General features: G+C 57.5%; 9 protein-coding genes. 8 read left to right on the top strand and 1 reads right to left on the bottom strand.

Features of this window, described 5'->3' with window-relative positions; translation table 11 throughout:
- Positions 1-129 precede the first annotated feature (129 nt).
- From acnA to PSCI_RS18475, 5 genes are all read left to right on the top strand, one after another.
- Positions 130-2,874 carry an aconitate hydratase AcnA gene (acnA, locus tag PSCI_RS18495; protein ID WP_045489876.1) on the top strand — a complete coding sequence of 915 codons (2,745 nt, stop codon included), beginning with the start codon at positions 130-132 and terminating at the stop codon, positions 2,872-2,874.
- 104 nt (positions 2,875-2,978) lie between these two features.
- A complete protein-coding gene (locus PSCI_RS18490; protein WP_045489875.1) occupies positions 2,979-3,764 on the top strand; it encodes a CPBP family intramembrane glutamic endopeptidase in 786 nt (261 codons plus the stop codon).
- A 111-nt stretch (positions 3,765-3,875) separates the two neighbouring features.
- The gene (locus tag PSCI_RS18485; RefSeq protein ID WP_045489873.1) at positions 3,876-5,441 is read left to right on the top strand and encodes a methyl-accepting chemotaxis protein; all 1,566 of its coding nucleotides are present in this window, start codon (positions 3,876-3,878) and stop codon (positions 5,439-5,441) included.
- A 308-nt stretch (positions 5,442-5,749) separates the two neighbouring features.
- A complete protein-coding gene (locus PSCI_RS28245; protein WP_045489872.1) occupies positions 5,750-6,406 on the top strand; it encodes a hypothetical protein in 657 nt (218 codons plus the stop codon).
- A gap of 402 nt (positions 6,407-6,808) precedes the next feature.
- On the top strand, positions 6,809-7,273 hold the full coding sequence (locus PSCI_RS18475) for a hypothetical protein (protein ID WP_052483426.1): 465 nt from the start codon (positions 6,809-6,811) through the stop codon (positions 7,271-7,273).
- Positions 7,274-7,389: 116 nt separating this feature from the next.
- Here PSCI_RS18475 and PSCI_RS18470 read toward each other — a convergent pair whose 3' ends face one another.
- A complete protein-coding gene (locus tag PSCI_RS18470; RefSeq protein WP_084710015.1) occupies positions 7,390-9,660 on the bottom strand; it encodes an autotransporter outer membrane beta-barrel domain-containing protein in 2,271 nt (756 codons plus the stop codon).
- Between the two features lie 347 nt (positions 9,661-10,007).
- Here PSCI_RS18470 and PSCI_RS18465 point away from each other — a divergent pair, with 347 nt between their 5' ends.
- From PSCI_RS18465 to PSCI_RS18460, 3 genes are read left to right on the top strand one after another with little or no spacing between them, the layout of a single operon-like run.
- A complete protein-coding gene (locus PSCI_RS18465; RefSeq protein ID WP_045489870.1) occupies positions 10,008-11,873 on the top strand; it encodes a hypothetical protein in 1,866 nt (621 codons plus the stop codon).
- A gap of 51 nt (positions 11,874-11,924) precedes the next feature.
- Positions 11,925-12,272 carry a hypothetical protein gene (locus tag PSCI_RS29145; RefSeq protein ID WP_144403275.1) on the top strand — a complete coding sequence of 116 codons (348 nt, stop codon included), beginning with the start codon at positions 11,925-11,927 and terminating at the stop codon, positions 12,270-12,272.
- 57 nt (positions 12,273-12,329) lie between these two features.
- On the top strand, positions 12,330-14,237 hold the full coding sequence (locus tag PSCI_RS18460) for an Ig-like domain-containing protein (protein ID WP_084710013.1): 1,908 nt from the start codon (positions 12,330-12,332) through the stop codon (positions 14,235-14,237).
- Positions 14,238-14,242 lie beyond the last annotated feature (5 nt).

Raw genomic sequence — 14,242 nt, 5'->3', positions numbered from 1 at the left:
CGCGCATGATAGCTGAAAAGCTGAACCTCTGACGTGCCGCGTGGGTCCACAACAACAGTAGCGCTTGAGCCAGACCTGTCACAAAAGCTCGCCTGCCACCGTTCGCTTACCGTTTAAAGGAGTCGTTAAATGCCCTCCCTGGATAGCCTGAAAAGCCACAAGACCCTGGACCTTCATAACAAGACCTACCACTACTTCAGCCTGCCCGATGCCGCGCGCACCCTGGGTGATCTGGACAAGCTGCCCATGTCGCTCAAAGTGCTGCTGGAAAACCTGCTGCGCTGGGAAGACGGCCAGACTGTCAGCGGCGAGGACTTCCAGGCGCTGGCCGACTGGCTCAAAGAACGCCGCTCGGATCGGGAAATTCAGTACCGCCCGGCCCGGGTTCTGATGCAGGACTTCACCGGCGTGCCGGCGGTGGTCGACCTGGCCGCGATGCGCGCAGCAGTGGCCAAGGCCGGGGGCGACCCACAGCGGATCAACCCGCTGTCGCCAGTGGATCTGGTGATCGACCACTCAGTGATGGTCGACACCTATGCCTCGGACGACGCATTCAAGCAGAACGTCGACATCGAGATGCAGCGCAATGGCGAACGCTATGCGTTCTTGCGCTGGGGCCAGGACGCGTTCGACAACTTCAGTGTGGTGCCGCCGGGCACGGGTATTTGCCATCAGGTCAACCTTGAATACCTGGGCCGCACGGTGTGGACCAACGAACAAGACGGCCACACTTACGCATTCCCTGACACGCTGGTGGGCACGGACTCACACACCACCATGATCAACGGCCTGGGGGTGCTGGGCTGGGGCGTCGGCGGTATCGAGGCGGAAGCGGCAATGCTGGGCCAACCGGTGTCGATGCTGATTCCTGAAGTGATTGGCTTCAAGCTGACCGGCAAACTCAAGGAAGGCATCACCGCCACCGACCTGGTGCTGACCGTGACCCAGATGCTGCGGAAAAAGGGCGTGGTGGGCAAATTTGTCGAGTTCTACGGCGACGGCCTGGCTGAACTGCCGCTGGCGGATCGCGCCACTATCGCCAACATGGCCCCGGAATACGGCGCCACCTGCGGCTTCTTCCCGGTTGACGAGGTCACTCTGGAATACCTGCGCCTGTCGGGCCGCCCTGCCGAGACGGTCGAACTGGTAGAAGCCTATTGCAAGGCTCAGGGCCTGTGGCGCCTGCCAGGCCAGGAGCCGCTGTTCACCGACACCCTGGCGCTGGACATGGGTGAAGTACAGTCCAGCCTGGCCGGGCCGAAACGCCCGCAAGACCGGGTTGCACTGGCCGATGTTGCCCAGGCTTTCGATGATTTTCTCGGCCTGCAACTCAAGCCGGCCCAGGTCGAAGAAAGCCGTCTGGAAAGCGAAGGCGGCGGTGGCGTGGCAGTGGGCAATGCCGAACAACTGACCGGTGAAGCCGAATACCAGCACAACGGCCAGAGCTATCGTCTGAAAAACGGCGCGGTGGTAATCGCGGCGATTACCTCGTGTACCAACACCTCCAACCCCAGCGTGATGATGGCCGCCGGGTTACTGGCGAAAAAAGCCGTGGAGAAGGGCCTGCAACGCAAGCCATGGGTAAAAAGCTCGCTGGCGCCAGGTTCCAAGGTGGTCACCGACTACTATAACGCCGCCGGGCTGACCCGTTACCTGGACGAACTGGGCTTCGACCTGGTCGGCTATGGCTGCACCACCTGCATCGGCAACTCAGGTCCGCTGCTCGAACCGATTGAAAATGCTATCCAGCGCTCCGACCTCACGGTGGCGTCGGTGCTGTCAGGCAACCGTAACTTCGAAGGCCGTGTGCATCCGCTGGTCAAAACCAATTGGCTGGCCTCCCCGCCGTTGGTGGTCGCCTACGCGCTGGCAGGTAACGTGCGCGTTGACCTCAGCCGCGATCCGCTGGGTGAAGGCAGCGATGGCCAGCCGGTCTACCTGCGCGATATCTGGCCCAGCCAGCAGGAAATCGCCGAGGCCGTGCAACAGGTCGACACTGCCATGTTCCACAAGGAATACGCCCAGGTCTTCGAGGGCGACGCGCAATGGCAAGCGATCGAGGTGCCGCAGGCCGCGACGTATGTCTGGCAGGCCGACTCGACCTACATCCAGCACCCGCCGTTTTTCGAGGGTATCGATGGCCCTCTGCCGGTGATTGAAGACATCCAGAACGCACGCATCCTGGCCTTGCTGGGCGACTCGGTCACCACCGACCATATTTCGCCGGCCGGTAACATCAAGGCCGACAGCCCGGCAGGCCGTTACCTGCGCGAGCAAGGCGTGGAACCGGTGGATTTCAACTCCTACGGCTCAAGGCGCGGCAACCATGAAGTCATGATGCGCGGCACCTTCGCCAATATCCGCATTCGTAACGAAATGCTGGGCGGCGAAGAAGGCGGCTATACCCTGCATATCCCTACCGACGAGAAGCTGCCGATTTTCGATGCCTCAATGCGCTATCAGCAGGAAGGCACGCCACTGGTGATCGTTGCCGGTCAGGAATACGGCACCGGCTCCAGCCGTGACTGGGCAGCAAAGGGCACCAACCTGCTGGGGGTCAAGGCGGTGATCGCCGAGAGTTTCGAGCGAATCCACCGCTCCAATCTGGTCGGCATGGGCGTCTTGCCGTTGCAGTTCAAAGCGCCACACACCCGCAAGAGCCTGGGCCTGACCGGCCGGGAAACCCTGAGCCTGACCGGTTTGAGCCAGGCTGAGCTGCGCCCCGGCATGAGCCTGACGCTGCACATCCGCTTCGAAGACGGTCGTCAGCAAGAAATCGAATTGCTATGCCGGATCGATACCCTCAATGAAGTCGAGTACTTCAAATCCGGTGGCATTCTGCATTACGTGCTGCGCCAGTTGATCGCTGCCTGACCGCTCTGCCCGCCGTCCACCAAAAAGGGCGGCGGGCAGCAAACTCTCACCCGCTCATGCACCCGTCTCAGTAGAATCGCCCGCCTGATCTGCGGGAGATTCTGATGAGCACTACGCGCTGGGTGGCCCTGGCTTTGCTGGGCCTCGGGTATGGCATCGCACTGAGTCACGGCGCACTGCAAGCGCCAGCGCTGCTCGCCTTCGGGCTGCTGGTGTTGGCCGCCATGGCAGTGCGCCACACAAACCCGCCATGGCTGCGCTGGCTGGGTCATGTGCTGTTTATTGTCACCGGCCTGGCGCTGGCGTTGCATGGGCTACCGGGCTTCGATAATGCGCCGATCATGGAATACAGCCGCTCCAGCCCGGATGCAGCACCCTTTATCAGCAACCTGAACCTGGACAAGCCGCTGATCGGCCTGTGGCTGCTGTTGGCCTGCCCGTGGATCTTGCACGGCCAGAGCAGGGCCTACCGCCAAGCAGCGGTCGTCGTCATTGCAACCATCAGCCTGACTCTGGCCCTGGCCTGCATGGCCGGCCTGACCACATGGGCGCCGAAGTGGCCGCCCTACGCCATGCTCTGGCTGCTCAACAACCTGCTGTTGGTGACCTTGACAGAAGAATTGCTGTTTCGTGGCTATATTCAGGGCGCGCTGCAACATTACTGTCATCGTCGGCGACTGCAGGGCATACTGCCAGTAGGCATTACCGCCTCATTGTTTGGCCTGACCCATATCGGCGGTGGCTGGCTTTGGGCAGTGCTGGCCGGTTTGGCTGGCGTCGGTTATGGACTGGCCTGGCGCTATGGAGGGCTCTGGGCTGCGGTGTTGGCCCACTTTGGCCTGAACCTGGTGCATTTCTGCCTGTTTGCCTACCCAATGCTGGCACCTTGAGTATTGATCGCTGACAAGCATTGCGCTCATAAATGTGAGCGGCACCTCAATTTTTTATCGTCCCTGCCGATAACCCGCCAAAGCCTATTGGATCGAAGGATCGAACAGCCCATGCGCAACAATCAGCCCATCACCCAACGTGAGCGGACATTCGCAGCACAACAGCGGTTGATTTCCACGACCGACACCAAAGGCGTGATCACCTACTGTAATGAAGCGTTTCAGCAGATCAGCGGCTTCAGCCAGGATGAACTGCTCAGGGCGCCGCACAATCTGGTCCGCCATCCCGATGTTCCGCAAGCCGTCTTCGAACACATGTGGAGCACCCTGAAAAAGGGCCTGCCGTGGATGGGGATCGTCAAGAACCGTTGCAAGAATGGCGACCACTATTGGGTCAACGCCTACGTAACGCCGATTCTGGACGGCGGCAAGGTTGTCGGTTACGAGTCAGTGCGGGTCAAACCGACTGCCGAACAGGTACGCCGTGCCGAGGCCCTGTATGCCCGCCTCAATGCCGGCAAGTCGGCGTTGCCCAAACGCGATACCTGGCTGCCGGTGCTACAAGACTGGCTGCCATTTATCATGGTCAGCCAGATCGGCTTCTTGATCGGCATCTGGCTCAACTCCTGGTGGGGCTTCATCCTCGCCGCCACCCTGTCGGTCCCGCTGGGGCTGCTTGGCCTGAGCTGGCAGCAGCGCGGTATCAAGCGTCTGTTGCGGCTGGCTGAACAGACCACCTCCGACGCCCTGATCGCGCAGATGTACACCGACAGCCGCGGCGCGCAGGCACGTCTGGAAATGTCGATCCTCAGCCAGGACGCACGCCTGAAAACCTGCCTGACTCGTCTGCAGGACACCGCCGAGCACCTGAACACCCAGGCGCGGCAGTCCAACGATCTGGCCAACGCCAGCTCTGTCGGCCTGGAACGCCAGCGCGTCGAAACCGAGCAAGTGGCCGCCGCCATTAACGAGATGGCCGCGACCACCCAGCAGGTGGCCGGGCATGTGCAAAACACCGCCGACGCCACCCAGCAGGCCAACGCTCTGACCCGCCGGGGTCGCGACATCGCCGGGGAAACCCGCGAAGCGATTGAGCGCCTGTCGGCGTCGGTGGGCGAGACCGGCCTGACCGTCACCCAACTGGCCAAGGACAGCGATGAAATTGGCGGCGTGGTCGATGTGATCAAAGGCATCGCCGACCAGACCAACCTGCTGGCCCTCAACGCGGCTATCGAAGCGGCCCGCGCCGGTGAAATGGGCCGTGGTTTTGCCGTGGTCGCCGATGAGGTCAGGCAATTGGCGCAACGCACCAGCGAATCCACCGGGCAGATCCACAGCCTGATCGCCAAGCTGCAGCAAACCGCCAACAACGCCGTGCAAACCATGAACGCCGGCCACCGCCAGGCCGAAGAAGGCGTGGCCCGGGTACTGGAAGCCGACCAGGCATTGGTGGGCATCAGCGAAGCAGTGGCCAACATCACCGACATGGCCACCCAGATCGCTGCGGCCACTGAACAGCAAAGCTCGGTGGCCGACGAGATCAGCCGCAATATCTCCAACATTGCCGACCTCGCCGACCAGACCTCCGACGGCGCCCAGCGCTCGGCAGTGCTCAGCGCCGAACTGACCCATACCGCCAACTCGCAGTACTCGTTGGTAGAGCGTTTCAACCGCTAAGTCGCGCGCTTATAAAAACCCCGTCAGGTGCAGGCCTGACGGGGTTTTTTATTGGTGTTTGCTCAGGGTCTGGCGGGGCAGAACAGTAACTTATGAATAGAACAGAGTAGGCTCTTTCAATTAGAGCCAGTAGGAGATTTCTTAAATTTCTCATAAATAGGGAAAGTTCTCACAGAGGTGTTGACAGAGGGATTACCAGGCGATTAGGTAATTTACCAGGCAAGTCAATTGACCGCCGCATAAATCAAACCTTGCCTTAAGCAATTGCAAGATCACGACCTTCTACGAACCCCACAGTGAAAGCACCTATGTACAACCAAAAAAACTTTCCACTCATGCCACCCACCGTCCCTGTAGCCGAAGCAGATGGACTGATCAAACTAATCGATCTGGCGCATGATCTTCTCGTCATGTGCCCTATCTGGCAAGAGCCGAAACCAGGAGATATCTGTCAATTAATAGTCAACCATTCGCCAGTTGGAGTAGCGTTCCCGTTACCCGGTACGATTCCAGAAGAACCCATCAAACTGAAACTTCCCCTTGAGGCACTACAAGCAGAAGGTACTTACCGAATCGGTTATCGTTTGACGGGCTATCCTGGCGGAGTCGCTATCGATTCTCCGACCGTACTGATCCGCATCGACCGAACCGCCCTCGGCGCCGCCCTGCTCGCCCCCATGATGTTCCGGCAGATCAATTTCGGCGATGCGCTGGCCGGCCATGTACCGGGCTACGCGCACATGGCTGCCGGTGACACGCTCATGACCCTGTGCAATGGCGTGCAGGGTCCGATCTATCAGGTCGGCAACGAAGACCTGGCCGAGCGAGCCATGCAGATCAGCTTCAGCCGTGATTTTCTGCAAAGCCTGCAGAGCCCTACCATCACCATGACCTATCAGGTCACCGACCGGGCCGGTAATCAGTCCCGGCTGGCCAGCCCCGTCACTCTGTCCATGCAGCAATGAAACAAACGACGGCCAATCCGTCTGAGCACCAAAAAATTCATCCTGCACCTATTTGAGTGCAGGATGACTTGCAAAATGTTGAAGGATTTTTCTGATGATTTCAGTGGATTCGAGACACTGGAGATTATTCCTACTTATAAATAAGCAGATCTGTAATCCTCTTCCTACCTGCAGAGCCGTATGAAATCTCAGCACTTATTCCTGCACAATTGGAAAACCCTTTAACTACGGGGCTATGCTAGACGCCACTAAATAGCCACCGAGAAATAATTGAAATATCCAGAAACACCAAAACAAAAACCGCTCAAGAAAACCATCATTTTGGCATCTCTTGATCAAAGCTCTGACAGATGGATTAAATATCCCCGCACAATCGCAACCACTCACAACATAGAGGCTCTAATGGACGACATAGAAAAAAACACACCCAACATTGACAAGCCACTCGCTACTACTCAGGAACAACAAACCATCAAACGCCAGTTCATTAAAGACCCTGATCTGCTGCGCTCATTGCCGACCATTTCAGCCAGTCTCAAAGCGCCACAATTGCCCAACGCCAACCCCGAAGCCATCACCCTGGAACAGGCCAATAGCGGCGTCACCGTACTGATTCCGGGCTCGCCACAGATGCGCAAGGAAGATGTCATTCTGTTCTACTGGGGCAACCATGAATGCTACCAACCCCTGCATCACAACAGCGGCGATCAGGACGTCGTCTGGCTGCTATGCCTGGCATATCCACTGATCGACCGACCGCAGTACGGCACTTTGAACCTGTACTACGAGGTTTATCGCGCTGACCAATTGATCGGCACATCACCCGTCCTGCAAGTGGTCGTGGAGCAGCCAACGACCATCGGCTAAAGCACAAAGCCCCCGGTGATCACTCACCGGGGGCTTTGCTCAACCAAGGTTCAGATGGATGCCTCTAACAACGCAGGCAAGGCCGCCTGCAGGCAGAGTTTAAAGATGCCCTATTGTCAGAATGCAAAACGCAGCCCCACATTAGCCCCCCAGGGTTGCTCGACCCGCTTGCCGTTCATGTAATCGAAATCGGCATGCAACTGCAGGCGCTCAGACAACGCCACCGATACCCCGGCGCCGACCTCCATCCGCGACCCGGACAGGTCGTTGTCAAAGTGGCGATCATTGACCTTCACCTCATTATTGTGTGAAAACTCCTGGGCTGCGGCCAGCCGCACATAGGGTTGCAATACGCCACCATCCTTGAGCGCAATATCCCGCCCTAACGAGGCACCGGCCTTGGCCAGCACCGATCGGGTGTGGCTGTTATCGGCCCGCAAACCATTGTCCAGCTGGTAGCCCTCGCCCTGCACATCCACCATTGCCAACTGAGTATACGGCTCGACGAACCAGCCATCGGCCAGGCGGATCTGGCGGCCAAATTCCAGCGACGCGCCCACCGCCGTATTGGCGTAATCGCCCTTGGCCCTGGTGCTGTCACTCATCGCCACTTTGGCCTTGTTGCGTAACCGATTGAGCTTGAGCACCGCATCCAGGTAGTAGCCCTGCTCACTCAACCAGGTGCCATAGGTGCCGACATACACACTGTCAATCGTGCCGCTGGAGCCGCGACTCAAATCCAGATCCGACTGGCTATGACCCGCCATCACACCCAGCGACAACTGACCATTGCCCACCGGTACCGGCACATCCGCCCCCAGGCTGAAGCCTTGCTGCTGGTGCCGGTAATCAATGCCGTTACTGGTCGAAGCCTCAAAGCGGTTGCCATAAGCACGCATCCAGCCGCCGCCCAGACCGGTGCCCCGCACCTCGCCCATGCGGCTGCGCAGGGTCGACAACTCACCCATCCAGACCACCGGTGCAGCATTGAACAACGCCAGGGCGCTGCCCGTGGAAGGGCTGATGGTTTTGTCCTCACCGACAATGAACCAGTCATTGCCCTGCTGTTCCAGACCGTAGGAGTAGACGCCCAGGTCGACCCGGTCGCCAATCAGGTTGAACTGCGCACTCCCCCCCTCGGTGTGCACCACACGCAGCGGCTGCAGATCCGGCGAAACCACCTCATGCCCGGTGTTCTGCACGCGCAAACCGAATTGCCCGTTGGCCTGACCATTGACGTTCAGCAGATCGCCAATACCGTGGTCCAGATCGACCCGCATAGCGAAATTGCCATGCCCCGACAGCTCGTTCAGCGACAGCGTTTTGAAGGCCCCGTCACCAAAACCGACCGCACCGCCATCCATGTTCAGCGTCTTGAGGCTGTTATCCCCGGTCATCTGCCAATAGCCACCGGAAGCCAACGCCAACCAGTTACCGTTGATGATATTGCCGGTGAGTTGCGCGTTGTTTTGCAGGGTGACGTTAAGGGTGCTGGTGTCATCGGCAAACAGGTTGCCGGTCAGGCGGCTGTCGTCGACTGTGAAATCCAGCTTCGAGCGCTTAACCACCTCGACCAGGTTGCCGTTACCTGACAGCAGCTCGGTGCCATTACGCAGATAGATTTCGGCAGTTGCAGGTCTGTAGGTCCAATCGACTCGAATGGCAGCACCTTGCAAGCCCTGTATCGTTGACGAGTCGATCTCCACGTTGTTGAAATGAGGATCTACAGCATACGGTCCATGGCCCGATAGCCCCTCTAGAACCACTAAACCATTGAGCTCGCCCACGACGTTACTGTTATCAGCAATCAGGACCTCTGCACCGGACAACTTGATTCCCGCCCCCCACAATTGACCTGCCGCACCGTAGACATCTGTCCTGTACACACTCAGTGAGCCATGAGCACCTGCCGAGATTCCCGCATTGCGCCCCCTGACAGTACTGTCATAAAGCACAGCCGTTGAGCCCGGATTTACAGTGCCTACATGAGTGTTCAGCAATAGTCCATAAGAGTTCGAATTGGTCAATGTGCCGTGCCGGATCTCGGCTGTACTGTCTTTTAATGTCAAACCGGCTTCAACGCCTCCATGATCAATAAACACTCTGCTATTGCTTGCTTCAACTTTTAACGCTCGGCCGCCATCGACAATATTAAGCACCCCCCTCTGATCGACGATCCAGTCAGTGACCGGCGTCGTCGAATCGACGGTTTCAGGTCTACCAATGACAAATTCGGTACGCGAACTGGCAGGTTTGGAATACAAAGCATCAACTTCAAACCCAGCCTGAGCGGATGCGCCTGCCAATAGCCCGAAACAAAGCAGCACACTGCCACTCGCAGGAAAACAAAAATGTTTATCCCGACTCGAAAGCCAACAAACCTTCATGATTAAACTTCGTCTCGACACGACACTACTCCCATACTGTAGAACCGTCAGTAGAGCGCTTTATCTCTAAAACCGGACGTTCGACAAGCAAGCAACCGAGTAAGACTTATCGCAAAAAAGGTCAGACATTTCCCACGGACAATCCTACAAAAAACAGTTCTTGTAAGAAGCGTCTTACGAGCAAATAAAAAATATTAAAAAAACACGAACCAGCTGTTGACCAAGCTTCAAAAAAGCGGTTACTTCCACCTCGCAGCCAAATCTATCGCTGCCAAACACATGACTGGGCACAGGCTTTAAATAAGCCGCAAACCCGTTCGACCTCACTATTTAAATAGGTATAAAACATGCAATCCATTACGACCGACCCCATTATTGTTCCGTCACTTCGCGAGTTGCACGAGTTCACTCTGATCGCGCCCGACGTTAAAGTTGCCTTTCACGACGAAGACAATTTTGGCCTTATTCCTGTCAGCGCCCTTCAGGCTCCGTTGGTGGTTGACTTTCCTGTCTGGGCTGCAGCCCAGCCTGGTTATCAATACGCAATCATCTGGAACGCCGCTGAACTTGGCGAGCGAAAAGTCATTCAAGAGTCGGACCAACCCGGAGATACACTGACACTTGAAGTTCCCGTCGAGTCGCTGGTAGAAGGCGTACATCAACTCCAATACCTGGCTTTTAACCCATCCAGTGAGGTTACCAACACATCAAAAATCTTTACGGTTGTCATTGATACCACTCCAGCGGGAGATCCGGAACTCAGCGCCATTTTGTTCCCCGTGGAGATCCAGAATGGCCTGACCCTGGCTGAACTGGCCCAACTGGGCGGCAAACTCGATGGCCAGGTCGCCGGTTACACCGGCATGGCCAAACATGACGTTATTCAAACCTGGTGGGGAGATGTCCTGGGCCCTACCGCTACCGTGACAGAAAGCGACATGGGGCTGGATCGGGTTGTCGTCACCTTCGACAAAGCCTTTCTGGAGAGCATTGGTGAAGGCGAAAAAGCGGTGAAGTATGTGGTCTTCGACCGCGCCGGTAACCCGTCCATCGATTCCAACAGCGTCCCGGTCCTGCTCAAGCTGCGGGAAATCCCCGAGAACTTTCCTGCCCCGATCATTGATCCACAAGTCCTGCCGCTGATCGATCATAACGAAGCCAGAGCCGGGGTTAAGGTGGATATCCCGCATTACCCTGGGGCCAGCGCGTATGACCTGATTCAGTTGTATTGGGGCGAGGACAATGGGCTGACGCCAGTGCAGTTGACACCCGGAAATGAAAACGAACCGGTTGTACTGTCATTGAAAGTACCTTTCGAAGCACTTGAGCATACGCCGGTCGGAACGGTGAATGTGCACTACAGCGTGACCCGACAAGGCGAGCCAGAAGGCCGCTCGCTGGTCAGCACTGCTGATGTGTTCCTCACCCTGCCCGTGCCGGAGCCAATGCAGGCACTGGTGATTCAAGGCACCAGCGTCGAGAACCCGAACACCATTGATAACTTCATCGATGAGGACGACTATGAACTCAACGGGCGGGCTATCGTGGCATGGAACGACAGCTTTGCGGTCAGTGATGATCTGAACCTTCATTGGGGTGATCAGGTAAAACTGCAGTGGTATCAGATCAGATCCAGTGATGTCGCCGCCGGTATCAACCTTACCCTGCCGATCGACAACACGCTGATGAAAGCCCAAGGGACCGGGGCACAGATCCCGGTTCATTTCACCCTGACCCGCACCAATAACCCCAACCCGGTCAAAAGCCCCGTGCAGCAGGTGACTGTCAGGTCCAAAGAAGAACTTCCTGGGGGTTCGGATGGGCTGTTACCGCCACCGTTCAAACTTAACGGGCCGGGCTACATCGCGCCAATCCTTAATCCTGATGGCGCGGATATCAAAATTGCCCCGTACATCAACATCGCTGAGAGTCAACTGCTGACCCTGACCTTCAAGGGTTTCGATGATGATAACAATCCGATTGAAGAAGCCACTTACATCGCGGACCGACGTCTGGACCGTAACGACGTACTGAACGGCTATACCTTTACAGTACCTGATCGCAACCTGCGCTTGATCTGCACCGGTTTTGCTGAAGCCTGGTATCGCGTGGAGCCACCTGAGGGTACTAATCAGAGCGCCGTCAACTCACCGGTCAATCGCGCGCCGGTACACATGCTTGACGCCGTACAGCCTACTTGCCTGGTGCGTTAACCGTACGATTGACGGTAAGTATTTCCACTTTAAACAATAGAGACTCTATGCATGAACTGCCACATACTGAAACTCCACGCCCCTGTCATTCCCGCGCTCGACAATAACGGGGTATTGCCACCGGAACTCCACAACAGCCTGCTTATCGTTGAATTCAAATGCTGGGACAACCCTCTAGTTGGATATACATACAGATGGACTCTTGATGACTGGCACTATGAAGGACCAGAAAAATCCATCACCGAACAAGACAGAGCAGGCGATACGCTGACACTGGAAATACCGGCCAGTTCTTTAACACCCGGCATTCACAGTATTGGCTACCTGGTACGAAACCCCACCTCGGAAGTAATCCAGGACTCACCCGCTGTTCAGATAATTATCAATCCTGCACCCTGACGTTTAACAACAGCGGGCTGTTCTCAGCCCGCTGCTCAACAACAAGGAATAACAAAAATGCCAAATACAGCACGCGCATCCGAAACACTGCAACTCGACGCACCCGAAGTTCCCGGCGCACTGGAAGGCGGAATTCTGCCCATCGAGTTTTACAACATGCCCGTTCTCGTCACACTCAAGGTGTGGCCGGGGGCTCGGCCTGGATACATTTATCAGCTTCGCTGGAACAACATGGAAGTGGGCCCGCAAAAGACTATCGGTGAGCAAGATAGTCCGGGCAACCCTCTGACACTGGAAATTCCGGTCGCGTTGTTATCCGAAGGTACGCACGAGGTCTCATACCTGGTTAAAAACCCGGCGAGCCTTATCACCACTTTTTCAGAAAGCACCTCAATTACAATTGACCGAACGCCACCCGGCCGCCCCGTGCTCGCTCCGCTACTTTTCCCGGATGTGATCAAGGATGGATTGACGTCGGAGGAACTGGACAGTCTCAACGGCTCGCTGCCTGGCGTCGTGCCGGGATACAACGGCATGCAGGCAGGCGATGCAGTGCGAACCTACTGGAACGAGACCCCTGGCCCTATCTCGATCGTCAGTGAGGATGACATGGGGCTCAAAAAAGTTAGAGTCGATTTCGTCAGGCCGTTTCTGGAGTCCGTAGGCGACGGACAAGCAGCCGTGTCATACACCGTGACAGATCCTGCCGGGAACATCTCCAAGAACTCCCAGCCGATAAGCGTCACACTGAAACTCTCTTACTTCGCCCCATTGCCCACCCCAACAGTAAAAGAAGCACAAGGCAACCAGCTCGACCCCGCCCTTGCGCCTTACGGTGCCACTGCCCAGGTCGCAGCCAGTGCCGACTTGCGAGTCGGTGACCGGGTAACCATGACCTGGCAAGGCCCCAAGGGCAGTGACAGCAAGGAAAAAACCATTGCTCAGGACGAGGCCGGCAAGCCGCTGGCGTTGCTGTTCGCCTATGCCTTGGTCATCGCCAATGCCGGTCAGACCGTGGCCATTGCCTACACCGTGAACCGGGTCAATGGCCAGGTTCAGACTTCCGAAACCCTTAACCTGCATATTCTCGACCGGCTCGATGACCTGCCGGCCCCGAGCATGGACACTGTCGGGGCCGACGGTGTGGTGGACCCGGCGCGCATCCCTGAGTCGGGCGCCACGGTGCGGGTGCGCTATCCGGGTATGAGCAGTGATGACCGGGTGGTGGTCAACTGGCGCGGTGCGGTGCATCAGGACACGCCCGAACAAAGTGTCGGCAACCAGCCTGAGTTGTTGTTCAAGCTGCCCAAAGCGCTGATCCTGGCCAGTATCGGCAGCACCGCAACCCTGGGCTATACCGTCACCCGGGCCGGTCGCCCGCAGAGCTCGGCACCGTTGTGGCTGACCGTTCGTCAAGGCTTGAGCCTGGACACCCGGCCGGTGACGCTGGACGGCAAGGTGTACCTGCTACCCGGCACGCCCGACCTGCTGCCGAATATGCCGGCGGGCACGACGGTTCAGCGTACCGCCAGTGGCGGCCAGGCGCCTTACACCTATAGCACCAGCAATCCCTTGGTGGCCAAGGTCGATGGCAACGGGTTGGTGACCGTCCGTGGCAAAGGCATCGCACATATCACGGCAACCGACAGCCGCGGAGAAAAACTCAGCTATCAGGTTACCGTGACCGGCGTGATTCATGCGCTGGGGTTGGGCAACGGCAGCGTTGCCACGGTTGTCGCGGCGGCCACTCAACTGGGCGCACGGCTGTGTTCGATCCATGAATTGCGGGAGTTGCATACCGCCTATGGCAGTCGCTGGCCGATGGGCAACGCCTTGTACTGGTCGTCAACCGTCGCCCAACAGAACCTGGCGGGCTGGCAGTGGTTCTTCCTGAAAAACCTGGTGACCGGTACAGAAACCAACCTGCTGCACCATAAACCCGCGCTGGGGGTTGGCCTGCGCTGACCGCT

This window comes from Pseudomonas sp. StFLB209, from assembly GCF_000829415.1.
Taxonomy (GTDB): Bacteria; Pseudomonadota; Gammaproteobacteria; order Pseudomonadales; family Pseudomonadaceae; genus Aquipseudomonas.
This window is presented reverse-complemented; position numbering and strand designations above follow the sequence as displayed.